Annotated in this window: 32 protein-coding genes; 17 read left to right on the forward strand and 15 right to left on the reverse strand. The window is 72.2% G+C overall.

The features are described 5' to 3' along the window. The first annotated feature begins 8 nt into the window (after positions 1–8). Genes serB through H4696_RS42400 form a run of 3 tightly spaced genes read left to right on the forward strand, consistent with a single transcriptional unit; the run spans position 9 to position 2,435 of the window. A complete protein-coding gene (serB, locus tag H4696_RS42390; RefSeq protein WP_086864587.1) occupies positions 9–1,238 on the forward strand; it encodes a phosphoserine phosphatase SerB in 1,230 nt (409 codons plus the stop codon). After that, positions 1,235–2,014: a peptidyl-tRNA hydrolase gene (locus tag H4696_RS42395; RefSeq protein WP_192782828.1), complete on the forward strand. Its 780-nt coding sequence runs from the start codon at positions 1,235–1,237 to the stop codon at positions 2,012–2,014. The genes serB and H4696_RS42395 overlap by 4 nt, the downstream gene beginning before the upstream one ends. A 16-nt stretch (positions 2,015–2,030) precedes the next feature. Beyond that, positions 2,031–2,435, forward strand: coding sequence for an OsmC family protein (locus H4696_RS42400; protein WP_086864222.1), 405 nt, complete (start codon positions 2,031–2,033; stop codon positions 2,433–2,435). Here H4696_RS42400 and H4696_RS42405 read toward each other — a convergent pair. The 3 genes from H4696_RS42405 to H4696_RS42415 form a co-directional block, all read right to left on the reverse strand. Beyond that, complete coding sequence (locus H4696_RS42405; RefSeq protein WP_086864223.1) at positions 2,432–2,773, reverse strand: hypothetical protein; 342 nt, start codon at positions 2,771–2,773, stop codon at positions 2,432–2,434. The two genes, H4696_RS42400 and H4696_RS42405, sit on opposite strands and share 4 nt — an antisense overlap. A 59-nt stretch (positions 2,774–2,832) precedes the next feature. Continuing rightward, positions 2,833–4,884 (reverse strand): ATP-dependent DNA helicase, encoded by a 2,052-nt coding sequence (locus tag H4696_RS42410; protein ID WP_086864224.1) that lies wholly within the window; start codon positions 4,882–4,884, stop codon positions 2,833–2,835. A gap of 81 nt (positions 4,885–4,965) precedes the next feature. Further along, positions 4,966–5,553, reverse strand: a complete 588-nt coding sequence (locus H4696_RS42415; RefSeq protein ID WP_086864225.1) for a biotin transporter BioY — start codon at positions 5,551–5,553, stop codon at positions 4,966–4,968. Positions 5,554–5,760: 207 nt separating this feature from the next. Between H4696_RS42415 and H4696_RS42420 the strand changes: the two genes are divergently transcribed. Continuing rightward, positions 5,761–6,378 (forward strand): choice-of-anchor P family protein, encoded by a 618-nt coding sequence (locus H4696_RS42420; protein WP_086864226.1) that lies wholly within the window; start codon positions 5,761–5,763, stop codon positions 6,376–6,378. A 67-nt stretch (positions 6,379–6,445) separates the two neighbouring features. Here the strand turns inward: H4696_RS42420 and H4696_RS42425 are convergent, their stop codons facing one another. Genes H4696_RS42425 through H4696_RS42435 form a run of 3 tightly spaced genes read right to left on the reverse strand, consistent with a single transcriptional unit; the run spans position 6,446 to position 8,980 of the window. Beyond that, positions 6,446–7,090, reverse strand: coding sequence for a bifunctional 4-hydroxy-2-oxoglutarate aldolase/2-dehydro-3-deoxy-phosphogluconate aldolase (locus H4696_RS42425; protein ID WP_086864227.1), 645 nt, complete (start codon positions 7,088–7,090; stop codon positions 6,446–6,448). Further along, on the reverse strand, positions 7,087–7,665 hold the full coding sequence (locus H4696_RS42430) for an isochorismatase family protein (RefSeq protein ID WP_086864228.1): 579 nt from the start codon (positions 7,663–7,665) through the stop codon (positions 7,087–7,089). The genes H4696_RS42425 and H4696_RS42430 overlap by 4 nt, the downstream gene beginning before the upstream one ends. A gap of 13 nt (positions 7,666–7,678) precedes the next feature. After that, positions 7,679–8,980 carry a nicotinate phosphoribosyltransferase gene (locus H4696_RS42435; protein WP_086864229.1) on the reverse strand — a complete coding sequence of 434 codons (1,302 nt, stop codon included), beginning with the start codon at positions 8,978–8,980 and terminating at the stop codon, positions 7,679–7,681. Between the two features lie 74 nt (positions 8,981–9,054). On the opposite strand from H4696_RS42435, the gene clpS reads away from it, so the two are divergent. From clpS to H4696_RS42450, 3 genes are read left to right on the forward strand one after another with little or no spacing between them, the layout of a single operon-like run. After that, positions 9,055–9,354 carry an ATP-dependent Clp protease adapter ClpS gene (gene clpS / locus H4696_RS42440; protein WP_086679752.1) on the forward strand — a complete coding sequence of 100 codons (300 nt, stop codon included), beginning with the start codon at positions 9,055–9,057 and terminating at the stop codon, positions 9,352–9,354. Next, positions 9,351–9,908 carry a DUF2017 domain-containing protein gene (locus H4696_RS42445; protein ID WP_086864230.1) on the forward strand — a complete coding sequence of 186 codons (558 nt, stop codon included), beginning with the start codon at positions 9,351–9,353 and terminating at the stop codon, positions 9,906–9,908. Before clpS ends, H4696_RS42445 begins: the two co-directional genes overlap by 4 nt. Beyond that, positions 9,905–10,885, forward strand: a complete 981-nt coding sequence (locus H4696_RS42450; protein ID WP_086864231.1) for a P1 family peptidase — start codon at positions 9,905–9,907, stop codon at positions 10,883–10,885. Before H4696_RS42445 ends, H4696_RS42450 begins: the two co-directional genes overlap by 4 nt. Before the next feature lies 1 nt (position 10,886). Here H4696_RS42450 and H4696_RS42455 read toward each other — a convergent pair whose 3' ends face one another. Beyond that, positions 10,887–11,264, reverse strand: coding sequence for a hypothetical protein (locus H4696_RS42455; protein WP_086864232.1), 378 nt, complete (start codon positions 11,262–11,264; stop codon positions 10,887–10,889). 71 nt (positions 11,265–11,335) lie between these two features. Here H4696_RS42455 and H4696_RS42460 point away from each other — a divergent pair, with 71 nt between their 5' ends. The 3 genes from H4696_RS42460 to H4696_RS42470 all read left to right on the forward strand — a co-directional run bounded on the left by H4696_RS42460 (position 11,336) and on the right by H4696_RS42470 (position 13,034). Next, entirely contained in the window at positions 11,336–11,743 is a 408-nt protein-coding gene (locus H4696_RS42460; protein WP_086864233.1) for a M67 family metallopeptidase, read from the forward strand. A gap of 64 nt (positions 11,744–11,807) precedes the next feature. Beyond that, positions 11,808–12,080 (forward strand): MoaD/ThiS family protein, encoded by a 273-nt coding sequence (locus H4696_RS42465; RefSeq protein WP_020640924.1) that lies wholly within the window; start codon positions 11,808–11,810, stop codon positions 12,078–12,080. A gap of 3 nt (positions 12,081–12,083) precedes the next feature. Then, on the forward strand, positions 12,084–13,034 hold the full coding sequence (locus tag H4696_RS42470; RefSeq protein ID WP_086864234.1) for a PLP-dependent cysteine synthase family protein: 951 nt from the start codon (positions 12,084–12,086) through the stop codon (positions 13,032–13,034). Position 13,035: 1 nt separating this feature from the next. Here H4696_RS42470 and H4696_RS42475 read toward each other — a convergent pair whose 3' ends face one another. Further along, positions 13,036–13,863: an MBL fold metallo-hydrolase gene (locus H4696_RS42475; protein ID WP_086864235.1), complete on the reverse strand. Its 828-nt coding sequence runs from the start codon at positions 13,861–13,863 to the stop codon at positions 13,036–13,038. Positions 13,864–13,872: 9 nt separating this feature from the next. Between H4696_RS42475 and H4696_RS42480 the strand changes: the two genes are divergently transcribed. After that, the gene (locus H4696_RS42480) at positions 13,873–14,589 is read left to right on the forward strand and encodes an aspartate/glutamate racemase family protein (protein ID WP_086864236.1); all 717 of its coding nucleotides are present in this window, start codon (positions 13,873–13,875) and stop codon (positions 14,587–14,589) included. Here the strand turns inward: H4696_RS42480 and H4696_RS42485 are convergent. Beyond that, a complete protein-coding gene (locus H4696_RS42485) occupies positions 14,547–15,407 on the reverse strand; it encodes an arylamine N-acetyltransferase family protein (RefSeq protein ID WP_086864237.1) in 861 nt (286 codons plus the stop codon). The two genes, H4696_RS42480 and H4696_RS42485, sit on opposite strands and share 43 nt — an antisense overlap. A gap of 223 nt (positions 15,408–15,630) precedes the next feature. On the opposite strand from H4696_RS42485, the gene H4696_RS42490 reads away from it, so the two are divergent. The 5 genes from H4696_RS42490 to rdgB are packed head-to-tail and all read left to right on the forward strand — an operon-like array spanning position 15,631 to position 19,275. Then, on the forward strand, positions 15,631–16,269 hold the full coding sequence (locus tag H4696_RS42490) for a rhomboid family intramembrane serine protease (protein WP_086864238.1): 639 nt from the start codon (positions 15,631–15,633) through the stop codon (positions 16,267–16,269). After that, complete coding sequence (gene murI / locus H4696_RS42495) at positions 16,266–17,072, forward strand: glutamate racemase (protein ID WP_086864239.1); 807 nt, start codon at positions 16,266–16,268, stop codon at positions 17,070–17,072. Before H4696_RS42490 ends, murI begins: the two co-directional genes overlap by 4 nt. A gap of 29 nt (positions 17,073–17,101) precedes the next feature. Then, a complete protein-coding gene (locus tag H4696_RS42500; RefSeq protein WP_086864240.1) occupies positions 17,102–17,869 on the forward strand; it encodes an MBL fold metallo-hydrolase in 768 nt (255 codons plus the stop codon). 24 nt (positions 17,870–17,893) lie between these two features. Continuing rightward, positions 17,894–18,670 (forward strand): ribonuclease PH, encoded by a 777-nt coding sequence (gene rph, locus H4696_RS42505; protein WP_086864241.1) that lies wholly within the window; start codon positions 17,894–17,896, stop codon positions 18,668–18,670. Next, complete coding sequence (rdgB, locus tag H4696_RS42510; protein ID WP_086864242.1) at positions 18,667–19,275, forward strand: RdgB/HAM1 family non-canonical purine NTP pyrophosphatase; 609 nt, start codon at positions 18,667–18,669, stop codon at positions 19,273–19,275. The genes rph and rdgB overlap by 4 nt, the downstream gene beginning before the upstream one ends. 23 nt (positions 19,276–19,298) lie before the next feature. Here rdgB and bcp read toward each other — a convergent pair whose 3' ends face one another. From bcp to H4696_RS42535, 5 genes are all read right to left on the reverse strand, one after another. Further along, entirely contained in the window at positions 19,299–19,772 is a 474-nt protein-coding gene (bcp, locus tag H4696_RS42515; protein WP_086864243.1) for a thioredoxin-dependent thiol peroxidase, read from the reverse strand. Positions 19,773–19,787: 15 nt separating this feature from the next. Continuing rightward, a complete protein-coding gene (locus tag H4696_RS42520; RefSeq protein ID WP_086864244.1) occupies positions 19,788–20,333 on the reverse strand; it encodes a hypothetical protein in 546 nt (181 codons plus the stop codon). Positions 20,334–20,525: 192 nt separating this feature from the next. After that, on the reverse strand, positions 20,526–20,708 hold the full coding sequence (locus H4696_RS42525; protein WP_086864245.1) for a hypothetical protein: 183 nt from the start codon (positions 20,706–20,708) through the stop codon (positions 20,526–20,528). Between the two features lie 134 nt (positions 20,709–20,842). Continuing rightward, complete coding sequence (locus H4696_RS42530; protein ID WP_086864246.1) at positions 20,843–21,730, reverse strand: hypothetical protein; 888 nt, start codon at positions 21,728–21,730, stop codon at positions 20,843–20,845. A gap of 50 nt (positions 21,731–21,780) precedes the next feature. After that, positions 21,781–22,674, reverse strand: coding sequence for an AraC family transcriptional regulator N-terminal domain-containing protein (locus H4696_RS42535; RefSeq protein ID WP_192782830.1), 894 nt, complete (start codon positions 22,672–22,674; stop codon positions 21,781–21,783). Between the two features lie 116 nt (positions 22,675–22,790). Between H4696_RS42535 and H4696_RS42540 the strand changes: the two genes are divergently transcribed. Next, complete coding sequence (locus H4696_RS42540) at positions 22,791–23,873, forward strand: aldo/keto reductase (protein WP_086864484.1); 1,083 nt, start codon at positions 22,791–22,793, stop codon at positions 23,871–23,873. On the opposite strand, the gene H4696_RS42545 is transcribed toward H4696_RS42540, so the two are convergent. Then, complete coding sequence (locus H4696_RS42545) at positions 23,867–24,139, reverse strand: hypothetical protein (RefSeq protein ID WP_086864483.1); 273 nt, start codon at positions 24,137–24,139, stop codon at positions 23,867–23,869. The genes H4696_RS42540 and H4696_RS42545 overlap by 7 nt on opposite strands. Between the last annotated feature and the right edge of the window lie 127 nt (positions 24,140–24,266).

Raw genomic sequence — 24,266 nt, forward strand, 5'->3', positions numbered from 1 at the left:
GATGACCAGTGACCCAGACCCCCGTCCTGATCACGACGACCGGCCCCGACAAGCCGGGCGTCTCGTCCGTGCTGTTCGCCGTGCTGACCCGGCACGACGTCGACGTCCTCGACGTCGAGCAGGTCGTGATCCGCGGGCAGCTCGTGCTCGGCGTGCTCGCCGGCGTGTACCGCGACCCGGAGGGCCTGCAGGAGTACGTCGAGCAGGCGATGGCGTCCGTCGGCATGCAGGTCGACGTCAAGATCGGGTCGGCGATCGGGGAGGACCCGTTCGCGCTGGGCCGCCGCGACTCCACCCACGTGCTGGTCGTGCTCGGTCGTCCGGTCACCGCGCGGGGCTTCTCCGAGGTCGCGCGCCGGCTGGCGTCGCTGGGGGCCAACATCGACGCGATCCGCAGCGTCGCCGACTACCCCGTGACCGGGCTGGAGCTGTACGTCTCGGTCGACCAGGACACCCCCGAAGCCGACACCGCGCTGCGTTCGGAGCTCGCCGACGCCGCCGTCGAGGCGGGGGTCGACATCGCCGTCGAGCGGGCCGGGATCACGCGGCGGGCGAAGCGGCTGGTCGTCTTCGACGTCGACTCGACCCTCATCCAGGGTGAGGTCATCGAGATGCTGGGCGCGCACGCCGGGGTCGAGCCGGAGATCCGCGAGATCACCGAGGCGGCCATGCGCGGCGAACTCAACTTCACGGAGTCGCTGGAACGCCGGGTCGCGCTGCTGGAGGGCCTCCCCGCCACGGCGATCGACGAGGTCGCCGCGTCCATCGAGCTGACCCCCGGCGCCCGCACGACGATCCGCACGCTCAAGCGGATGGGGTTCAAGACCGGTGTGGTGTCCGGCGGGTTCACGCAGGTCATCGGTGCTCTGGTGGACGAACTCGGCCTCGACTTCTCGGCGGCGAACGAGCTCGAGATCGTGGACGGCAAGCTCACCGGGAAGGTCATCGGCGACGTCGTCGACCGGGCCGGCAAGGCGAAGGTGCTTCGCCGCGTCGCGGGCGAGTACGACATCCCGCTGGAGCAGTGCGTCGCGGTCGGGGACGGCGCCAACGACATCGACATGCTTTCGGCGGCGGGCATGGGCGTCGCGTTCAACGCCAAGCCCGCGCTGCGCGAGGTGGCCGACACCGCGCTGTCGCACCCCTACCTCGACGCCGTGCTGTTCGTCCTCGGGCTGACCCGCGGCGAGGTCGAAGCAGCCGACGCCGCCGACGGTCTCGAGCTGATGCGTCCGTGAGCAGCGTTCTCGACCCCCTGGGCGCCCGCTACGCCTTCTGGCTGGGGCTCCCGGCCGAAGACACGTCGGACACCTCCGACGAGCTCCCGGAGGAAGTCCGCGCGATGCCGGTCATCCTGCGCATCGAACGGGCTGAGCCGCCGGGCCGCACGCCCCTGCTGGAGGCCGCGGCGGCGGCCGCGCTGGCCGTGTGCCTCGACGAGCGCGCCCGGCCGGGCGGTGAGTGGGCCGAGCCGATGCACGCGTGGCTCGACAACCGGATCCGGAAGGTCGCGCGGCGGGCCCGTGGCGCGCACTGGGCGGCCGTCCAGGACCTGCCGGGCATCACCGTCGAGGTCGACGGCGCGCAGGCGCGGGCGCTCGTCCCGGGCCTGGTCACCGAGACGCCCAAGGACGTCGCGCGGCTGCAGATCTCGGGCAGCGAACTGCCGCCCGACGAGCCGGGCCCGGTCCCGGACGGGGTGCCGTTGCTGCTGCTCAACCCGCACGTGCCGATGACCGTCGGCAAGGCGTCCGCGCAGGTCGGCCACGCGACGATGATCCTCGCCGCGCTGCTGGACGACGCCGCGCTGGCCGGCTGGGCCGAGCGGGGCTACCGGACCGCCGTGCGCACCGCGAGCCCCGTGCAGTGGAAGGAACTGCACCCCGGGGACGACCCGGAGGGCGCGTGGCGGCGCGACCGCGTCATCGCCGTGCGGGACGCGGGGTTCACCGAGGTCGACCCGGGCACGATCACGGTTCTCGCCCAATGGGCGCCGGAACAAGCCGCTCACTGAGCCGGTTGGAGCGGGCATGGGACTCGAAGTTCAGCGCGACGGGCAGCACGCGTTCGTGGGGCGCAACGACCGGGGCGCGGAGGTCCGGCTGGGCCGGGCCGGCACCGAAGGGGCGTTCTCGCCCGCCGAGCTGCTGCAGATCGCGGCCGCGGGCTGCAGCGCGGTGACCGCCGAACAGCTGATCACCCGGCGGGTCGGCGAGGACGCGAAGTTCCGCGTCACCGTGACGGCGGACCGGCGCGAAGGGGCTTCGGAACTGGACGCCGTGCACGTCGCGTTCGACGTCGACGTGTCGACATTGGCGGCGGAGCAGCGGGAGGCGCTGGCGGGTGCGGTGGACCGCGCGATCGAGCGGCTGTGCACGGTGAGCCGGACCCTCAAGAAGGGCATCCCGGTGACGGAAAGCTTCCCGCGGGCTTAGTTCTGGCTGGATTCCCAAACGACGTACGCCTGGTCGGCGTCGGTCGTCATGGCTTCGATGAACTTCTCGTTGTCGAAGCCGGGCAGGGCCTGCAGGCGCTCGATCAACGCGTCGGCGGCCGGGTCGCCGCTCGGGACCGCGGTGCCCTTGCCGTCGGTGCCGACCAGCATGAAGAACACGTCTTCGTTCCACGGGCCGTCGGGGATCACCCGGACCATCACCGACGACAGGCCAGCCCACGTGACAGCTTCTTCGCTGCCGTCCGCGAGGCGCCGCCGCACGCCGGTGTCGTCGACACTGACGGTCCGGGACTGTGCGCTGGACGAATCCTGGGTCAACCGGTGCTCCCTTTATTGCTTCGGTTGCTTCACCGTACCGGTCGGTGCTGTGGACCGCGTCACGCGGGCGCGGCTGCGTCCAGCCGGCGCAATGCTTCGCGCACCACCTTCGGGTCCATCGTCGGCCAGAACGGCGGCAGTGAAGCACGGAGGAATCCGCCGTAGCGGGCGTTCGCCAGCCGCGAATCCAGCACCGCGACCACGCCGCGGTCGGTGACCGACCGGTGCAGCCGGCCGGTGCCCTGCGCCAGCAGCAGCGCCGCGTGCGTGGCCGCCACGGTGAGGAACCCGTTGCCGCCGCGGGCTTCCACCGCGCGCTGGCGGGCCGAGGACACCGGGTCGTCCGGGCGCGGGAACGGGATCCGGTCGACGACCACGAGCTGCAGCGACGGCCCCGGCACGTCCACGCCCTGCCACAGGCTGAGCGTGCCGAACAGGCACGTGCGGACGTCCTCGGAGAACTTCTGGACCAGCAGCGACGTCGCGTCCTCGCCCTGGCAGAGGATCGGGAAGTCGAGCCGCTCGCGCATCTCCTCGGTGGCCTGCTTGGCCGCCCGCATCGAGGAGAACAGCCCCAGCGTGCGCCCGCCCGCGGACTCGATCAGCTCGGCCAGCTCGTCCATTGTGGACGAAGCGAGGCCGTCGCGGCCCGGCGGCGGCAGGTGCTTGGCCAGGTAGAGGATGCCATTGCGCTTGTGGTCGAACGGCGAGCCGACGTCCAGCCCGGTCCACTTCGGGCCGGTGTCGGCGTCCGACGGCGCTTCCTTCTCCGTCGCGGCGCCCGGCGCCTGCTCGACGCGGGCCGCGGCCGGCGGCAGACCCCATTGGCGCGCCATGGTGTCGAACGTGCCGCCGAGGGTGAGCGTCGCCGAGGTCAGGATCGTCGTGTGCTGGTTGAACACGCGCTCGCGCAGCAGGCCGGCGACGCCGAGCGGCGCCACCTTCAGCGCCGGCGGGCGCGGGTTCGAGGAGAACTTGTCGCCGGACAGCCAGACGACGTCGCGCTGGTGCGCCTGGTCGTCGTCGAACGCCTCCAGGAGCCGGACGGCGGTGTCGTGCACCTCGTCGAGCAGCGACCGCGCCAGCTTGCGCGCCGTCGCGCCCTCGACGTCCTCCTTGCGGTCGGAGCCCAGCGCGGTGATGCACGCGTGCGCGGCGTCGCGGACCGCCGGGATCGCGCCCTGGAGCGGCCTCGGCAGCTCGTCCAGCCGGCCCGCGGGCAGGTCGTCCACGATCAGCGCCAGCCCGTCACCCGCCTCCAGCAGGCGGTCGGCGACGTCGGCGTCGATCAGCTTGCCGCAGCGGCGCGCGGCCGACGCGCACATCGCGCTGGTCAGCTCGCCGGTGGCGACCGAAGTGACCCGGTCGACCAGGTCGTGGGCCTCGTCGATGATCACCACGTCGTGATCCGGCAGCACCTGGTAGCCCTGCAGCGCGTCGATCGCCAGCAGCGCGTGGTTGGTCACGATGACGTCGGCGCGGCCGGCCTCGGCGCGGGCCTTCTCGGCGAAGCAGTCCGTGCCGATCGGGCAGCGCGAAGCGCCGAGACATTCCTTCGCCGTCACCGAAACCTGGCGCCACGCCTGGTCGGTGACGCCGGGGACGAGCTCGTCGCGGTCGCCGGTTTCGGTGTCCGACGCCCACTCCCGCAGCCGCGTGACCTCCTTGCCCAGCCGCGACACCGCGAACGGGTCGAAGAGCTGGGCGTCCTCCGGCTCGTCCGGCGCGCCGGAATCCAGCCGGTGCAGGCACATGTAGTTGCGGCGGCCCTTGAGGATCGCGAAGGTCGGTTCGCGGCCCAGCGGCTTCTTCAGCGCCTTCGCCAGGCGCGGGAGGTCGCGGTCGACCAGCTGGCGCTGCAGCGCGATGGTCGCCGTCGAGACGACGACCGTGGCTTCCTTCTGGACGGCGTGGCGGATCGCGGGGACGAGGTAGGCCAGCGACTTGCCGGTGCCGGTGCCCGCCTGCACGGCCAGGTGCTCGCCGGTGCGGATGGCGCGGCCGACGGCGTCCGCCATTTCGACCTGCCCTGGGCGTTCGGCACCGCCCACGGACTCCACCGCGTGGGTGAGGAGTTCGAGGACGCCGGGGAAATCAGTTCGGGCGGGCACAGCGACACACATTAGCCGCCGGGACCGACAGGATCGGTGATCCGGCGCGAACGGGCCGCTCGCGCCGGATCACCGAGGGTGTCAGTCCTGCTCGCGGCCTGAGACGAGCTTCCAGGTCAGCGGCAGCAGACCCGCCGCGACGACGATCTTGATCGCGTCCCCGACCAGGAACGGCGTGACGCCCTTGGCGAACGCCGTCGACAGGTCGAACCCGGTCGACGCCATCAGCCACGGCACGCCGAACGCGTAGATCACGATGTTGCCGAGCACCATGGTGCCCGCGGTGCGCACCGGCGTCCGGTCGCCGCCGCGGCCGGCGAGCGCGCCGACCAGCGCGCCGGCGAAGACGAACCCGACGATGTAGCCCGCGCTCGCGCCGGACAGGCCCGCGGTGCCGTGCTGGAACCACGGCACGCCGACGGCGCCGACCAGCAGGTACACCAGCATCGACGCGGCGCCGCGCGACATGCCCAGCGACGCGCCGACGAGCAGCGCGGCGAACGTCTGGCCGGTCATCGGCACCGGGCTGCCCGGGACCGGGATGGTCAGCTGCGCGGCGGCGCCGGTGAGCACGGCACCGCCGGCGACCAGCGCGATGTCCCGGACGAGCGAGCCGGGGACGAGGTCGGCCAGCACGGGCCGCTTGCCGGCGAAGGACAGCGAAGACACGAAACCTCCCTGGGTGTGCGGTAGATCGAGGTTAACGCTCGTTACCGCGGCAAAACCCGCGAAGTTGCGTTCCTCACCGGCCACTCGTCCGGGTGGACCCGATCAGGGACGGCGGCCGGGCTGCCGATGACGTAGTGGGTAACTACGAACTGTCACGACGACCGTGGAGGCCAGTGCATGCGAACCGCCAGGAAGAGGACATTCCGGTTGCTGGCGGTGACAACGCTGAGCGTGCCGCTCCTGGCCGCCGCGGCACCCGGGACGTCCACCGGATGGGCGTCTTCGGGCTCGCTGGACGTAATGCTCGACAACGAGCACGTCGTCACCGGTGAGCTGGCGAAATGCACCGCGGACGGGCCCTACAGCGCGCAGACGTCGGGCGGCGCGACGGGCGACGTCGCGGCGTTCGGGATGGGCGAGTCCGGCTGCGGGCGCTCCGGGGGCGTCTCCGTCGCGCAGGCGTCCGGGCACCGGTTCGCGGCGACCGTGCTCAAGCGCTACGGCGGTCCGGTGATCACCGTGCGCACCTTCTCGGCGAAGTGCGCGACGAGCGAGAACGGCAGCGGCGGCGAGGTGTCGATCGGCGCCGTCGAAGGGATCACCGTGCCCGCGGAGATCCCGCCGAACCACCGGGTCGTCATCCCCGGCGGGGCCGCGGGGACCGCGCTGGCGACGGTGGTCCTCAACGAGACCGTGACGCCGCAGCCGCCGGACGGCAGCCTGGTGACGCACGCGGTGCACATCCGGCTGTTCCCGCAGGGCGGCCCGGCCAGCGGCGACATCTACCTGGGCACGGCCGCCTGCGACCCCTTCGGCAAGAAGTAGCGCGGCACTTTCACGTGAAAGTGCCGCTTTGCGGCGCAAAGCGTAGCTTTCACGTGAAAGCGGCGCCTCAGACGGTCGTGAAGCGGCTCGCGGCCGCGACGAACTCGCCCGCGCGGGTGGCCAGGTCCGGGAGGCTGCCGCCGGACGACAGCGCGTCGCCCAGCAGGGGTGTCGCCGCCGCGACGGCGATCGCGCCCGAGCGCAGGTAGCCCTCGACGTCGGCCAGGTGGACGCCGCCGGTCGGGACCAGCGGGACGTCCGGCAGCGGGGCGCGGACCGCGCGCAGGTACGCGACGCCGCCGGCGGCCGCGATCGGGAACACCTTCACCGCGGCCGCGCCGAGGCGCCACGCCTGGTCGATCTCGGTCGGCGTGAGCGCGCCGCAGACCACCGGCGTGTCCAGCTCCGCGGCGCGCTCCAGCACCGCGGGGTTGACCGTCGGGGTGATCAGGTACGCCGCGCCCGCGTCGACCGCGGTGTCCACATCGGACGGTTCGCGGACGCTGCCCGCGCCGATCAGCGCGTCTTCGCCGAGGGCCAGGCGCAGCGCGGTGATCGCCGCGGGCGCGCCCGGTGTCGTCAGCGTCGCTTCGAGCAGGCGGACGCCCGCCGCGTGCAGCACCATCGCCGCGTCGGCGAACCGAGACGCGTCCGAGGCCCGCAGGATCGCGACGAGCCGGTGTTCGGCCAGTACCGCCCGGAGGTCCCTCACGAGGCCGGCGGCACGGCGGCGGTGCCGGTGTAGGCGATGCCCGCCTCGTCGAAGTCCTTCAGCGTCGCGTCGACCGTCGGCTGCGAGCCACCGACCGTCAGGTCCAGCAGCACCCGCACCCCGAAGCCCGCCTTCGCCGCGTCGAGCGCCGTCGCGCGGACGCAGAAGTCCGTCGCGATGCCGACGACGTCGACGTCGGTGACGTCGTGTTCGCGCAGCCACGCTTCCAGGGACTTCCCGTCGCGGGCCGCGCCCTCGAAGCCGGAGTACGCGGCGCTGTACTCGCCCTTCGAAAAGACCTCGGTGATCGGGACGACGTCGAGCGCGGGGTGGAACGACGCACCCGGCGTGCCGGCGACGCAGTGCACCGGCCAGCTGTCCTTGAAGTCCGGCGTCTCGCTGAAGTGGTCGCCCGGGTCGATGTGGTTGTCCCTGGTGGCCACCACGTGGCTGTAGCCCCCTTCGGCGGCCTGCTTCGAGATGCCGGCCGCGGCGGCGGCCCCGCCCGGCAGGCCGAGCGAACCCCCTTCGCAGAAGTCGTTCTGCACGTCCACCACGATCAGCGCGGTACCCATGGTCGAACTCCGATCAGAAGAACAGCGTCGGGATAGCGGGCTCGCCGTGCGAGAGCTTGAGGCCCTCCCACGGCAGGCTGACCAGGCCGCGGCGCAGCCGTTGCCTGGCGTCGTCGAGCGTAGGCAGATCCGCCTCCGCGCGGCCAGCGCGGATCAGCGGGATCTGCAGCGGCCGGTCGTTGGCCTCCGCGGCCGGCGCGGGGCCCGCCGTGGTCCAGACGACCTCCTCGACCGCGGTACCGGTGCCGCGGTGGCGCCGCAGCGCGGACTTGCGGCCGCCGCGGGACTCCTTGTGCGCGCTGCGCTTGGCGACCGGCTTGCCGTCCACCTCGACCAGCTTGTAGACCATGCCGGCGGTCGGCGCGCCGGACCCGGTGACCACCGAGGTCCCGACGCCGTACGCGTCCACCGGCTCCGCGCGCAGCGCCGCGATGGCGTGCTCGTCGAGGTCGCCGGACACGACGATCCGGGTGTCCTTCGCGCCGAGGGAGTCCAGCTGCTCCCGGGCCCGGCGGGCGAGCGGGCCGACGTCGCCGGAGTCGATCCGGATCGCGCCGAGCTCCGGCCCGGCGACGCGGACCGCGGTCTCGATGCCGGCGGTGATGTCGTAGGTGTCGACCAGCAGTGTCGTGTCCGCGCCCATCTTCTCGACCTGCGCGCGGAACGCCGCTTCTTCGCTGTCGTGCAGCAGCATGAAGGCGTGCGCGACGGTGCCCCGCGTCGGGATGCCGTAGCGGCGGCCCGCTTCGAGGTTGGACGTCGTTGCGAAGCCGGCCAGGTAGGCGGCGCGCGCGGCCGCGACGGCGGCGTACTCGTGCGTCCGGCGGCCGCCCATCTCGATGATCGGGCGGCCGTGCGCGGCGCCGGACATCCGGGCCGCCGCCGACGCGATCGCGCTGTCGTGGTTGAGGATCGACAGCACCAACGTCTCGAGCAGCACGCATTCGGCGAACGAGCCGGTGACGGTCAGGATCGGCGAGCCCGGGAAGTACAGCTCGCCCTCGGCGTACCCGTCGAGGTCACCCGAGAATTCGTAGTCGGCGAGCCAGGACAGCGTCGCGTCGTCGACGACCGCGGTCGCTTCCAGCTGCGCCAGTTCGGCGTCGGTGAAGCGGAAGTCCGCGATGGCGTCGAGCACGCGCGCGGTGCCCGCGACGACGCCGTAGCGCCGGCCGTCCGGCAATCGCCGGGCGAACACCTCGAACACGCAGGGCCGCTCCGCCGTTCCGTCGGCGAGCGCGCTGCCCAGCATGGTCAGCTCGTAGTGGTCGGTGAGCAGCGCAGTGCTGGCCGTGGCCGGTTCCGGTGAACCCATGGGGTAAGCCTATTCACCCACATGGCCGGACCTGGCGCGGCGTACCCCGTGACCCCCGTGACACCATGGGGTGCATGTCCACGCCTGTCGCATCCGAACAGACGCAGGTCGAACCGGCCGGTGCCGAAGTAGCCGAGTCGGACACCCCCTGGCGGACCGTGGTCTGGAACGACCCGGTGAACCTGATGTCGTACGTGACGTACGTCTTCCAGAAGCTGTTCGGCTACAGCCGCGACCACGCCACCAAGCTGATGCTCGACGTGCACCACAAGGGCAAGGCGATCGTGTCGTCCGGCAGCAAGGAGAAGGTGGAGACGGACGTGGCGAAACTCCACGCGGCCGGCCTGTGGGCCACCATGGAGCAGACCTCGTGAACGGCTGGCGGCGCAAGGGCGCGGTCATCCACGCGGGGTTCGAGCAGCAGGAGGCGGCCGTCCTGCGCGGGCTGGTCAGCCAGCTCGAGGACATGCTCACCGCGCGGGCCGAGGAGGCGCCGCAGGACGAGCTCGCCGAGCTGACCGGCATCCGGACCGGGCCCACCGAGTCCCCGGACGACCCGGTGCTCTCGCGGCTGCTCCCGGACTTCCACAAGCTCGACCCGGACAACCCGACCCGCGAGGACCTCGACTCCGCCTCGGCGATGCGCTCGCTGCACGAGCCGGAGCTGCTGGACATCAAGGTCGGCGTGGCGAAGACCGTGCTCGACACGCTGCCCCGCGACGGCGGCCAGGTCCGGCTCACCGAGGAGCAGGCCGACGCCTGGTTGGGCGCGCTCAACGACGTCCGGCTGGCGCTGGGCACCGCCCTCGACGTCACCGAAGACATGCCCGACGAGCTGCCCGAGGACGACCCGCGGGCGCCGCACCTGGGCGTCTACCACTGGCTGACCTGGGTGCAGGAGACGCTGATCCAGGCGCTGACCGGATGATCACCGACGTCCCCGGCGTGCTGGTCGGGCACCACGAGCGGGTCGGCGACGGCTGGGCCACCGGGACGACGGTGGTGCTGGTCCCCGGCGGCGCGGTCGGGGCCGTCGACCAGCGCGGGGGCGCGCCCGGCACGCGGGAGACGAACCTGCTGGAGCCGGAGAACCTGGTGCAGCGGGTCAACGCGGTTTGCCTGTCGGGCGGGTCGGCGTACGGCCTGGCCGCGGCGGACGGCGTGATGCGGTGGCTTTCGGAACGGAACCTGGGCTTCCCGGTCGGCGCGCAGCCGCACGAGGTGGTGCCGATCGTGCCCGCGGCCGTGCTGTTCGACCTGCCGCGCAGCGACTGGTGCAACCGGCCCGACGCGTCTTTCGGGTACGAAGCCTGTGCGGCGGCGTCCGCCTCGTTCGCGGAAGGCACGGTCGGCGCGGGCGCGGGGGCGGCCGTGGGGTCGCTGAAGGGCGGGATCGGGTCGGCGAGCGAGGTCGTCAACGGGTTCACCGTCGGGGCGCTGGCGGCGGTCAACGCGGCCGGCGAGGCCGTGGATCTCTCGACCGGGCGGGCGTACGCGGCCGACCACGGGGACTTCGGCGTGACGTGGCCTTCGCGGGCCGCCTCACTGCCCTCGAAGCGGACCGACCTGAACACGACGATCGGCGTGGTCGCGGTCGACGCGGCGCTGTCGAAGGCCGAGGCGCGGCGGATCGCGGTCGCGGCCCAGGACGGGCTGGCGCGCGCGGTGCGCCCGGCGCACACGATGTTCGACGGCGACACGGTGTTCGCGCTGGCCACGGGCGAGCGTGAGCTCCCGGACGCGAGCGGCCCGTTCGGCGCGGCGGCGCGCCCGGTGGCGCTGGACGCGCTGTGCTCGGCGGCGGCGCGGGTGTTCGCGCGGGCGATGGTGCGCGGCCTGCTGGCGGCGACGGCCGCGGGCGGAGTGCCGGCCTACCGGGACGTGTGGCCCGAGGCGTTCGGCTGAGTCAGAGGTCCGGGAGCGGGTCCGGCGGCAGGTCGCGGGCGCCTTCGAGGTTGGCCGCGCGGACGGCGCTGACGTACTCCTCGTCGATCTCCAGGTGCAGTTCGGCGACGGTGAGCACCGGGCCGAGCGACGGGTGGACCTCGACCGGCCCGATCTCGGTGCGCCGGGAGAGCCGGTCGTAGACGGCCTTCGGCGTGTAGCGCCGGAAGCGGCCGCCGTAGAGAACGGTGATGCTGCGGTCGGTGACCACGACGAAGAAGGCGGCCCGCGTGCGGACGCCGTTGACGTACAGCGAGATCCCGGGGATGAGGTACTGGATCCGCTCGCCGTCCCGGAGGAACTTCCGGCAGCGCTCGCGGGCGATCGACGGCATCGGCATGTCCCCAGTGTGCTCTCCGGCACAGCATCTCAGGATATGGATCGCTTGTGTCCACGACCTAAGATGTCGATGTGCTCCGGATTCGCCGTGAACTCGTCGACGAGATCGTCGCCCACGCCCGCCGTGACCACCCCGACGAGGCGTGCGGGGTGATCGCCGGGCCCGAGGGCTCCGACTCGCCCGAGCGCTTCATCCCCATGCTGAACGCGGCGCGCTCGCCGACGTTCTACGAATTCGACTCCGCCGACCTGCTGAAGCTCTACCGCGAGCTGGACGCGAACGACGAGGCGCCGGTGGTCATCTACCACTCGCACACGGCGACCGAGGCGTACCCGTCGCGGACCGACGCGAACATCGCGGCCGAGCCGGACGCGCACTACGTGCTCGTCTCCACCCGCGACCCCGAAGTGCACGAGTTCCGGTCGTACCGGATCGTGGACGCCGAGATCACCGAGGAGCCGGTCGAGATCATCGACTGACGACCGGAATAAAGCGCCGCGCCGAGTGCGTCTGCGTCTAGGAAACCACCGGAGGTAAGAACCCATGGCCGTGACCGTCTCCATCCCGACGATCCTGCGCACCCACACCGGCGGCGAGAAGTCCGTCGAGGCGAAGGGCGCGACCGTGCTCGAGATCATCGACGACGTCGAGTCCCGGCACGCCGGCATCAAGGCGCGCCTGGTCAAGGAGGAGAAGCTGCACCGCTTCATCAACGTCTACGTCAACGACGAGGACGTGCGCTTCTCCGGTGGCCTCGAGGCCGAGGTCAAGGACGGCGACACCCTGACCATCCTCCCCGCCGTGGCCGGTGGCTGATCGATGGCTCGCTTCGAGTCCCTGCTCGACGCACTCGGCGGCACCCCGCTGGTCGGGCTGCCCCGGCTCTCGCCGACGCACGACGTGCGCCTGTGGGCGAAGCTGGAGGACCGCAACCCGACCGGCTCGATCAAGGACCGCCCCGCGCTGGCCATGATCGAAGCCGCCGAGCGCGAAGGCAAGCTCCGGCGCGGCTCCACGATCCTGGAGCCGACGTCGGGCAACACCGGCATCGCGCTGGCCATGGCCGCCAAGCTCAAGGGCTACGGGCTCGTCTGCGTCATGCCGGAGAACACCTCGACCGAGCGCAAGCAGCTGCTGCAGGCCTACGGCGCGCGGATCGTCTTCTCGCCCGCCGCGGGCGGCTCGAACGAGGCCGTCCGGCGGGCGAAGGAACTGGCCGAGGACAACCCGGACTGGGTGATGCTCTACCAGTACGGCAACCCGGCCAACGCCGACGCGCACTACCACGGCACCGGTCCCGAGCTGCTCAAGGACCTGCCGACGCTGACGCACTTCGTCGGTGGCCTCGGCACGACCGGCACGCTGGTCGGCTGCGGGCGCTACCTGCACGAGGCCAAGCCGGACGTCCAGATCATCGCGGCCGAACCGCGCTACGGCGAGCTGGTGTACGGCCTGCGCAACCTCGACGAGGGGTTTGTGCCGGAGCTGTACGACCCCAGCGTGCTGAACGGGCGGTACTCGGTCGGCGCGTACGACGCGCTTCGCCGCACGCGTGAGCTGCTGGAGCATGAAGGCATCTTCGCCGGCATCTCGACGGGCGCGGTGCTGCACGCCGCGCTGGCCGTCGCCGAGAAGGCCGCGGCTCGCGGCGAAACGGCCGACGTCGCCTTCGTCGTGGCCGACGCCGGGTGGAAGTACCTGTCGACGGGTGCGTACGCCGGTTCGCTCGACGAAGCGGCGGAGCGGCTCGACGGGCAGCTCTGGGCCTGAGCTACTCCGCTTTCCAGAGTTCGGGCAGGGCGAGGCCGACGCCGTCGGCCTCGGCCAGCCGCTCGAAGGTGGCCATCGTCCTGTCCAGGTCGTCGAAGACCTTGGGCAGGAGCTTGAGCGGCTTGCTCAGCGGCCGCCAGAAGGCGTCCCAGTGCACCGGCCGGACGGTCCGGGCGCCGACCGCGCCGACGGTCTCCCGCCAGTACTCCTCCCGCCACTGTTCGCTCTTCTTCCCCGCCGCGCCGATGCCGAGGTAGACGACGTCCGCGGCGAAGCCGGCCAGCGCGCCGGGCACGAAGTTCGCCGACGCGTGGACCAGGACGGTGCCCGCCGCGTGGGCGATGTGGAACGAGTAGCACCGGCCGGTCTTGAACGCCTTGGCCTTCGCCGGCAGCCGGACCGGCTCGGTGATCTCACCGGGCACCCGGTCGCCGTCGCTGTGGCGGGCGTCGACGGGGGTCACGGTGAACGCGCCGAACTCCACGGGCTTGCCGGGGACCAGCTCCTCGAACGGCTCGGCCGCCAGGTCGTAGCCCTCCTGGATCTTCCGCGTCGACGGCGAGCCGGCCAGCGTGGCCCCGGTCAGCTTCGCGACCACGGGGGCGTCCAGGGCGTGGTCCACGTGCGAATGCGCGACCAGGACGGCGTCCAGTTCCGTGACGCCGAGCCGGCCCAGGGCTTCGTCGATCCGGTCGCGGTCCGGGGCCACCCGCGTCGCCATCTTGAGCAGGGACGGCCGCGAGAAGAAGCCGTCGACCAGCACCGCCGAAGCACCGTCGGTGACCAGCACGTTCGAGACCCCGGCAAACGCCGTGCGCAGTTCGGGCATGCTGTCAGCATGAAGGTCATCGGGCTGCTCGGCGGGATGAGCTGGGAATCTTCCGCCCAGTACTACCGGCTTGTGAACGAACGGGTGAAGGCCGTCCTCGGCGGGTTCCACTCGGCGCACACCGTGCTCTACTCCGTCGACTTCGCCGAGATCGAGCGCATGCAGGCCGGCGGCCGCTGGGACGACGCCGGCGCCGAGCTGAACCGCGCCGCCAAGGCCCTCGAAGCGGCCGGTGCCGACTTCGTCGTGCTCTGCACCAACACCATGCACAAGGTCGCCGACCGGCTCGAGGACGGCCTCGGCATCCCGCTGCTGCACCTCGCCGACGCCACCGCCGCGGCCGTGCGGGCCGCCGGGATCCACCGGGTCGGCCTGCTCGGCACGGGGTTCACCATGGGACAGCCGTTCTACCGCGAGCGCCTCGCCGCGCACGGCCTCGACGTGCTCGTGCCGCCGGCCGAAGACCGCGAACTCGTGCACCGGGTGATCTACGACGAGCTGGTGCTCGGGGTCGTCGAGCCCGCCTCCCGCGAGGCCTACCGCGGGGTGATCGCGCGGCTCGTCGAAGCCGGTGCCGAGGGCGTCATCTACGGCTGCACGGAGATCGAGCTGCTGGTCGGGCCCGAGGACGCCCCCGTGCCGACCTTCCCCACGACCCGCCTGCACGCCGAAGCGGCGGTGGACTACGCGCTGGGCACCACCTCGCTGCCCGTGCCGCCGACGTGAGCTTCGTGCTGGGCGGCGCACTGCCGCCACACCCGCTCGCGCTCGGCGTCGGTGAACAGCGCCGGCCGGATGCCGAACACGTCCGCGGCGGCCGCCCACCAGTCGCCGGGTGACCCGATCACCTCCCGGGCGCCGTGGCGGTTCAGCGTCAGGGCGCGCAGCGTGTCGACGCCGGTCGCGTCCCGACGCAGCAACGCGCAGACCCGCACGAAGCCGGACTCCGGAGCGGTCGACAGCCAGGCGTGCTTCTCCTCGAAGTCGGCCAGCTCCGCGGGCCCGGGGGCGAAATCCATGCCGGTGAAGCTGCCCGCGGGGTCGTGCTCGAACCGCCAGCCGCCCGGCGCCACCTCCGACGGCCGCAGCCGGTAGGTGTGCGGGCCCTGCACGTAGGTGCCTTCCCGGAGGGGGAGCGGCTCGTGCGGGCCGTCGCCGAGCCCGGTGTCGGCGAGCCACGTGCTGCCCGGGGCGTCCGGCAGCCCGGTGACGGTCAGCGCCAGGTGGTTGCGGTCGACGTTCGGCGCGTCCGCCGCGCTGCCCTGCACCCCGCCGAGGTGCCGCGTGACCTGGTAGCCGAGCGCGCGCAGCAACGCCGAAAAAGCGCCGTTGAGGTGGTAGCAGTACCCGCCGCGGCCCTGCAGGATCCGCGCCAGCGAAGCCGCCGGGTCGAGCGGGGTCGGCCGCCCGAGCTGGACTTCCAGGGCTTCGTAGGGCACGCGTTCGACGTGCGCCGCGTGCAGCCGCCGCAGCGCGGCGAGGCTCGGCGGCTCGGGATCGAGGCCGAGCCGCGCGAGGTAACCGGTGACGTCCATGCCGGCCACGCTAGCGGCGGGCACCGACAAAACCGCCGGATCGCGTGCCGGGCGGGGGCACGGACTGAAGCGCCCCAATGTGGCCTTGGTTGCGTCTGACGCACCGAAGGCCGCCTTGGGTGCGTCTGACGCACCGAAGGCCACATTGGGGCGCTCGGGCCGGGCCGGGTTGCCGCCGGATCAGGGATTTCACCCGAGGCGCGGGCGCCTGACCCGGACGTAGCCTCGAACCGTGAGCACACCGATCCCCGCCCCGGAAACCGACGCCGCCAAGCGCGTGCTGCCGCCGCGACCGAAGGCGGCCGCGCTCGTCGCGCTGTCGTTCACCCTGCTGCTCTACCTGGTCGAGCTGGTGGACGTGATCCTGCCCGGCGACCTGGACCAGGGCGGCATCCATTCCCGGGAGCTGTCCGGGCTGGACGGCGTGCTGTTCGCGCCGGTGCTGCACGCCGGCTGGTCGCACCTGTTCGCCAACACCGTGCCGGTGCTGGTGTTCTCCTTCCTCGCGATGGCCGCCGGGATCGGCCGGTTCGCACTGGTCACGGCCATCATCTGGGTGGTGTCCGGGCTCGGCGTGTGGCTGATCGGGCCGGCGAACGCGGTCACCGTCGGCGCGTCCGGGCTGGCCTTCGGCTGGCTCGCCTACCTGCTGGTCCGCGGCATCTTCAACCGCGCGGCCGGGCAGATCCTCGTCGCCGTCGTCCTGCTCGGCGTGTGGAGCGGCATGCTGGCCGGGCTGCTGCCGGGCAACCCCGGCGTCTCCTGGCAGGGCCACGTGTTCGGCGCGCTCGCCGGCGTCCTCGCCGCCTGGCTGACCAGCCGCCGGTCGCGCAAGGCCGTCCCGGCGGCAGCAGGTAGCCTCGAAGCGTGACGTCTCCGCCCGCTGATGCCCCGATCGGCGTGTTCGATTCCGGCGTCGGCGGGCTGACGGTCGCGCGGACGATCCTCGAGCAGCTTCCCGCCGAGCAGCTCCGCTACGTCGGCGACACGGCGCACAACCCGTACGGCCCGCTCCCGATCGCGACCGCGCGCAGCTACGCGCTCGCGGCGCTGGACGAGCTCGTCGAGAGCGGCGTGAAGGCCTTGGTGATCGCCTGCAACACCGCGTCCGCGGCCTGCCTGCGCGACGCCCGCGAGCGCTACGACGTCCCGGTGATCGAGGTTGTGCTGCCCGCCGCGCGCCGTGCCGTCGTCGCGACGCACACCGGCCGCGTCGGCGTCATCGGCACCGAGGGCACCGTGCGGTCGCGGGCCTACGAGGACGCGTTCGCCGCGGCGCCCGCCATCACGCTCACCAGCGTCGCCTGCCCGCGGTTCGTGGACTTCGTCGAACGCGGCATCACCTCCGGCCGCCAGGTGCTCGGGCTCGCGCAGGGCTACCTGGAGCCGCTGCTCGACGCGCAGGTCGACACGCTCGTGCTCGGCTGCACGCACTACCCGCTGCTGCAGGGCGTGCTGCAGATCGTGATGGGCCAGGAGGTCACGCTGGTTTCGAGTGCCGACGAGACCGCGAAGGACCTCGTCCGCGTGCTCACCGAACTAGACCTGCTGACCACCCGGGACACCCCGCCGCGGCACGAGTTCGTGGCCACCGGTTCGGCCGAGCCGTTCGCCCGGCTCGCCCAGCGGTTCATGGGCTTCGCCCCGGGTGTCCTCGCTCCCACCACCGCGTGATCGGCGCGGCGGGCGCTTAGGGTGTCGAAGTGCGACTGACCATCCTCGGGTGCTCCGGCAGCATCCCCGGGCCGAACGCGGCCGCGTCCGGATACCTGGTCGAGGCCGAGGGCTTCCTGCTCGGCCTCGAACTCGGCAACGGCACGCTGGCACAGCTGCAGGCCGTGGCCGACCCGTTCGACCTCGACGCGCTGGTGCTCACGCACCTGCATCCCGACCACTGCGCCGACGTCAGCGCACTCACCGTCCTGCGGCGCTACCACCCGGCGCCGCCGTACCCCGCCCGGCCGCGCCTGCTGCCGCTCTACGCGCCGCCGGACGCGCCGACGCGGCTGGCGAACGCGTACGCGCCCAACGAGACCGAGCGGGCCAGCACCGACCTCTCGGACGTCTACGCCTTCCGCCCGCTGCGCCCGGAGCCGTTCCGGATCGGGCCGTTCGACGTCGTCGCGGTCGAGGTCGACCACCCCACCCCGGCGTACGGCCTCCGGATCTCCTACGGCGGCCGGATCCTGGCGTTCACCGGCGACACCGGCCCGTGCGCGGCGCTGAACGAGCTCGCCGACGGCGTCGACCTGCTGCTCGCGGAAGCGTCCTGGACGGATTCGGCGGAGCGGCCGGTGGGCGTGCACCTGTCCGGCAAGCAGGCCGGCGAGCTGGCCCGCGAAGCCGGGGTCGGCCGGCTGCTGCTGACGCACATCGCGCCGTGGACCGACGCGGGCGCGGTTCTCGCGGAGGCCTCGGCGGAGTTCGCCGGAGCCGAGGTCGTCAAGCAGGGTGCCGTCTACGACGTGTGAGCGGCGCGGTCCTAGAGTGCTCCCGTGGCTCGAAAAGATGGCAGGAACGACGACCAGCTCCGTGACATCAAGATCACCCGGGGGTTCCAGCAGTGGCCGGCGGGTTCGGTACTCATCGAATTCGGCAACACGCGGGTGCTGTGCGCGGCGAGCGTCACCGAAGGCGTCCCGCGCTGGCGGGCCGGCTCCGGCCTCGGCTGGGTGACGGCCGAGTACGCGATGCTGCCGTCCGCGACCAACACCCGCGGTGACCGCGAGTCGGTGAAGGGCCGGATCGGCGGCCGCACGCACGAGATCTCCCGGCTGATCGGCCGCTCGCTGCGCGCCTGCATCGACCTGGCGGCGCTGGGCGAGAACACGATCGTCATCGACTGCGACGTCATCCAGGCCGACGGCGGCACCCGCACGGCGGCGGTGACCGGCGGCTACGTCGCGCTGGCGGACGCGATCACGTGGCTGGGCGCGGCGAACCGCCTCAACGACCCGCAGCCGCTGTCCTCTTCGGTGGCCGCGGTGAGCGTCGGCGTGGTCGACGGCCGCGTCCGGCTGGACCTGCCGTACGAGGAGGACTCGCGCGCCGAGGTCGACATGAACGTCGTCGCGACGGACGCGGGCACGCTGATCGAGGTCCAGGGCACCGGCGAGGGCGCGACCTTCGCCCGGTCCACTTTGGACAAGATGCTCGACATCGCGCTGGCGGGGTGTGCCGATTTGACCCGGATGCAGAACGAGGCGTTGGCGCTGCCGTATCCCGGGGAGCTGCCGGAGCCGCGGCCGGACAAGAAGAAGGGGTCGAAGTGACGAAGCTGCTTCTGGCTACTCGGAACGCCAAGAAGCTGGGGGAGCTTCGGCGGATCCTTGAGGCTGAAGGGATCTCCGGGATCGAGGTGCTCGGTCTCGCTGACGTGCCCTCGTTCCCTGAGGCGCCTGAGACTGCTCCGGACTTCGAGGGCAATGCTGTCGCGAAGGCCCGTGATGCTGTTGCGGCTACTGGGTTGCCTGCGATCGCGGATGACTCGGGGCTCGCTGTCGACGCGTTGAACGGGATGCCGGGCGTGCTTTCGGCCCGCTGGTCGGGTAAACACGGCGACGACGAGGCCAATTTGGACCTCGTGCTGGGGCAGCTCGGCGATGTTCCGGACGAGCGGCGCGGGGCGCAGTTCGTCTGCGCGGCGGCTTTGGTGCTGGCTTCGGGTGAGGAGACGGTCGTCCGCGGTGAGTGGCGTGGGAGCTTGATCCGCGCTCGGCGGGGGACGAACGGGTTCGGGTACGACCCGATCTTCCAGCCGGATGGCGAGTCGCGGACGTCGGCTGAGATGGAGCCGGCGGAGAAGGACGCGCTTTCGCACCGGGGCAGGGCTTTGCGGGCCCTGCTCCCGGCGCTGCGGGAACTCGCGGAGGGCTGACGGCGGCGTCCGCGAACTCGGCGTCAGGAAGCCAGGCCGAGGTCTCGGATCAGCTTCGCCACGTGGCCGGCCGCCCGGACGTTGTACCAGGCGTGCGCGATCTTGCCCTCCGCGTCGACCACGAAGGTCGACCGGATCACGCCCATGTACGTCTTGCCGTAGTTCTTCTTCTCGCCGTACGCGGCCCACGCCTCGATGACCGACTTCTCCGGGTCGCCCAGGATCGGGAACGTCAGCTTCTCGTGCTCCGCGAACTTCGCCAGCTTCGCCTGCGTGTCCGGGGAAATGCCGATCACGCGGTAGCCGGCGTCGTTCAGCTGGGCCAGGTTGTCGCGGAAGTCGCAGGCCTGCTTCGTGCAGCCCGGGGTGCTCGCCGCCGGGTAGAAGTAGACCACCACGGACTCGCCGCGGAAGTCGTGCAGGGAGACGTCGTTGCCCTCGCTGTCGGGCAGGGTGAAGTCCGGGGCTTCGTCACCCGGGGAAAGACGCTCGGTCATGAGCCGAGCCTAACGTCACGCGGGGCCGCAGTAGGTGACCACGGCGGGTTCGGTCGCGCTGGGGCGGAGCTGCAGCCGCAGTTGCGCCTGCTCACGCGGTACCGCGAACGCCAGCGTGATGTGCACCGAACGCCCCGGCAGCACGTCCTTGCCCGCGTCGGTGATGCCGGTGAAGCCCTGCGTCGTGTCCACGACCTGCTTGACCGCGGTGCCCGACGCCGTCGCGGTGACCGTGAGGCCCGACAGCTTGTACGTCGTCGCGCCCTCGTTCGTCAGCTGGATGTCGAACGCCGCGCCGCGCGGGCTCTGCGGGTACGCCGACGAGCTGGGCCGGAACGACTTCGGGGAGCCGACCGAGATGGTGAGGCCGCTGGCGAACTTGTGGTCGGCGCCGAACTTGAGATCGTTGCCCGCCTGCGAGGCCGAGGCGCCCGCACCCGCGGGTGAGCCGGCGGCGCCCAGCGCCGCGGTACCGCCTTGCGTCGAAGGGACCCCGCACGCCACCGCCAGGCCGAGCAGTCCTGAGGTGAACATGATCTTGCACGTGCGCGCGAGCGCCATCGCGGGTACTCCAGTCGGCGGGTCGGGGGTGCCGTCGGCAACGGGGGATTGCCGGGCGAACCCGCTCCACTCTGGCCGTGATCGCGCGTGGTTACGAGGCGCGACGGGGGGTTGTCGCGCACCTGGTGCCACCCCGTGGCCAATCCGTGACCGGAACGGCACCGCTCGTGACAATCACTGCCCACATGCCACTTAAACGGCGAGCGCGAACAGCAGGATGAAGATCGCCACGCCGGCCACCCACGCGGCCATCAGCCAGCCGAAATCCCGGATCGGGTCGACCGCGCGGCTCTCTTCGCCGGGCACGTAGACGCCGCGTTCCTCGAACCAGTCCGCCCAGCGAGCGAACCAGCCCCACGGGTTGCGCGACGACATGTTCCACCTCCGGCCCGGGCACCTGGAGTAACAGTACGGGTTCGGCCTCGGCCACCGAAAGGCATGTAACCGCTTACCGCGCGTGACTCGACGTGCCACGGCCGAGTGAACGCCGTCGTCGCTGGTGTAGATCTTCAGGCGACGCCGTTGCGCTGGAGCACCGACACCGCGCGGACGGTCGCGTAGCCCCGCCATTCGAGCTCCGCGGCGGGCGAATAGTTCGCGAAATCCACCCGCCAGCCGCCGTCGTCCCGCTGTTCGCCGGCGAGCCGCCGCAGCTCGTTCTCGATGACGCCGTCCTTGAACAACGCGCGGGCCGGGCGGTCCGGCAGGGGCGCGAAGTCCAGCGCGCGCAGGGTCTCGCCGTCGGAACCGCCGGCCACCGGGGCCAGGCCGTCGGGCGGGACGAACGCGGCCAGGTGCTCCAGCAGCCCCGGAGCCTCCGCGTGGAGGTCGTGGGCCGCGTCCGCGAACTGCACGGCGAACGACAACTCGATCGCGTGCGGCGCCGCGGAAAGCTCGCGGATGGCGCGGAAGCAGTACTGCGTGGCGGCCGCCAGCCACGGGTGCTCGCGCACCGCCCGGTCGTGGCGGGCGACGCGCAGGGCCACGCCGGCGGTGAACGCGGTGCTCTGCAGGGTGGCGACGGCCGGATCGGCCTGTGCCCAGAACGGCGCGCAGCCCGCCGGGTCCGCCACGGGCACGGCGAAGGGCAGGCCGCCGTCCGGCAGCGAGACCGACGCCAGCCAGTCGCACAGCTTCGCCGCGTGGGGGGACGTGGCGGGCGCGATGTCCTCGAAGACCTCGAAGGCGTGCAGCGCACCGCCGGGCTGGCTCTCGGGTGCGCGCAGATCCGGCTCGAGACCCCAGCCGTAGCCGCCGTCGGGGTTGCGGTACCCGTCGACGGCGGCCAGCACGGCACTGACATCGGTCTGGCCGCTCAGCAGCTCGAAGCGGCGGCGGTCGAGGAGGCGGGCGTGCGTCGCCATGAACGACGCGGCCGCGGAAAGGTTCACAGGCATGCGGCCAGCGTCGCACCTGGCGGGGGTGCGGGTCTTGAACGGATCGGCTCTCAGGGCAGCTGGGGTCCCGCGGGCGCGGCGGCCTCGCGCAGCCGGGCCGCGTCCTGGCCCGGTGGGGCGCCGAACAGGCGGCGGTACTCGCGGTTGAACTGCGACGGGCTGTCGTAACCCACGAGGTGGCCCACCCCCGCGACGTCGCCGCTGTCCGCCAGGAGCAGCGAACGGGCCTCCTGCAGGCGGATGCGCTTCTGGAACTGCAGCGGGCTCATCGCCGTGACCGCGCGGAAGTGGCGGTGGAACGCCGACGCGCTCAGGTCGCTCAGCCGGGCCAGTTCCTCGATCCGCATCGGCTCGGCGTAGTTGTCCCTGATCCACCGGATCGCCCGGCTGACGTGGGACAGACCGCTGTCGGCCAGGCCGATCTGGCGCACCAGGGCGCCGTGCGGGCCGGTCAGCAGGCGCCAGAGGATCTCGCGCTCGATCAGCGGCGCGAGCACCGGTGCGTCGGCGGGGTGGTCCAGCAGCCGCAGCAGCCGCAGCGCCGCGTCGAGCAGTTCGGGAGTCGCGTCGCCGGTCGCGATCGGGGATTCCGGGAGGGTGCGGGACGAGCGGCCGGGCGGGGCTTCCAGCAGCAGCGGGGCGATCGCCGCCGGGCGGAGGGTCAGGCCGAGACCGAGAGCCGGGGTGCGCGGGGTCGCGCCGACGAAGTGGCCGGTGACCGGCAGGTCGGTGCTGACCAGCAGGTACTGCCCGGCTCGGTACTCGTGGACGCGGTCGCCGAGCAGCAGCCGCTTGCCGCCCTGGGCCATGACGACGAACAGCGGTTCGGTGAGCGAGTGGTGCGGCTCACTGGTGTCCACTTTGGACAATAGGAGGCCGGGTACCGGTGTGCGCAGGCCCTCGCGAGCGTGGGTTGCGACGAGGTCCCGGATCTCGGTGAGCACCGCTCCAGGAAACCCAAGTCGAGAGGATCGTGCAAGGGCGTGCGGGCATCGAACTACCGAACAGCACGTTAACGCGGTTCCCTGGATTGACCGATCCGACATGTAAGGAAAGTTTCGTGCCACTCGACCACTACGTCACCCTCGGCCGGTCCGGCCTTCGCGTCAGCCCCTTCGCCCTCGGCGCGATGACCTTCGGCGAGGACCCCGGCGGCGCCGGCTGCGGCGTCGAAGAGTCCGAGAAGATCCTCGCCACCTACCTCGACCTCGGCGGCAACTTCGTCGACACGGCCAACTTCTACACCAACGGCCACTCCGAAAAGATCCTCGGCGACTTCTTCGCCGCCCACCCCGGCCGTCGCGAGCACGTCGTGCTGGCGTCGAAGTTCTTCGGCAACATGTTCCCCGGCGACCCCAACGGCGGCGGCGCCGGCCGCGGGTCGATCATCGCGCAGCTCGACGAATCGCTCCGGCGGCTGCGCACCGACCACCTCGACCTCTACTGGCTGCACAACTGGGACCGCCACACCCCGATCGAGGAGACCCTGCGCACTCTCGACGACCTCGTGCGCGCCGGCAAGATCCGGTACGTCGGCTTCTCCAACACCCCGGCGTGGGTGACCGCGCAGGCCCAGACGACGGCGTCGCTCCGGGGCTGGACGCCGCTCATCGCGCTGCAGGTCGAGTACTCGCTGCTGGCGCGGACGGTCGAAGGCGAACTCGCGCCGTTCGCGCTCGACCAGGGCATCGCGCTGACGCCGTGGAGCCCGCTGAAGAACGGCTTCCTGTCGGGCAAGTACCGGCGCGGCACCGAGGTCGCCGACTCGGCCCGCGCGGCCTACGTCGGCGGGCCGTCCGAAGCGGAGTTCGCCGTCATCGAGGCCGTCGCCGGGATCGCCGGTGAGCTCGGGACGACGTCGGCGGCGGTGGCACTGGCGTGGCTGCTGGCCCGGCGCGGCACGGTCGTCCCGATCGTCGGCGCGCGGCGGCTGGACCACCTGACCGGCAACCTCGCGGCGCTGGAGGTCACGCTCTCGCCGGCCCAGCTCGCGACGCTGGACGAGGTTTCGGCGCCCACTTTGGACTACCCGGCGCCGATGCACGGTGCCCAGCGGGCGATGCTGCAGTTCGCGGGCACGACGGTCGACGGCGAACCGTCCACTGTGTACCCGCCGCTGCTCCAAAGCGAGGTGCGCTACTGACCTTTCACGCGCGCGAGGACGTCGTCGAGGGCGGCGCGCACCCGCTCGGGGTCCCGCACTGCCGTCCGGAACTGCTCGTTGATCCCGCCGGGCGTCTCGTGCTTGCGGGCCAGTTCGCCGGGGGTGCCGTCGAACCCGGCCAGGGTGCGGCCGAGTTCGCCGAAGACGTGGGCGAGGTAACCGTTGGCGTCCGCGGGCGCGACGCCGTGTTCGGCCATCCAGCCCGCGATCGTCGCGAGCTGGTCCAGGTGCGCGGCGAAGGGCACGCGCGACGGCGTCGTCCGGGTCCATCGCGGTGCGGCTCGCCATCGGCAACCTGACGATCCGATGCGCGGGGGCGGGCAAGTCGCTCAGCTCGGCGAGGGAGATCGCGGCGATGCCGCTCACCACGGC

It is taken from the genome of Amycolatopsis lexingtonensis (genome assembly GCF_014873755.1).
Taxonomy (GTDB): Bacteria; Actinomycetota; Actinomycetes; order Mycobacteriales; family Pseudonocardiaceae; genus Amycolatopsis; species Amycolatopsis lexingtonensis.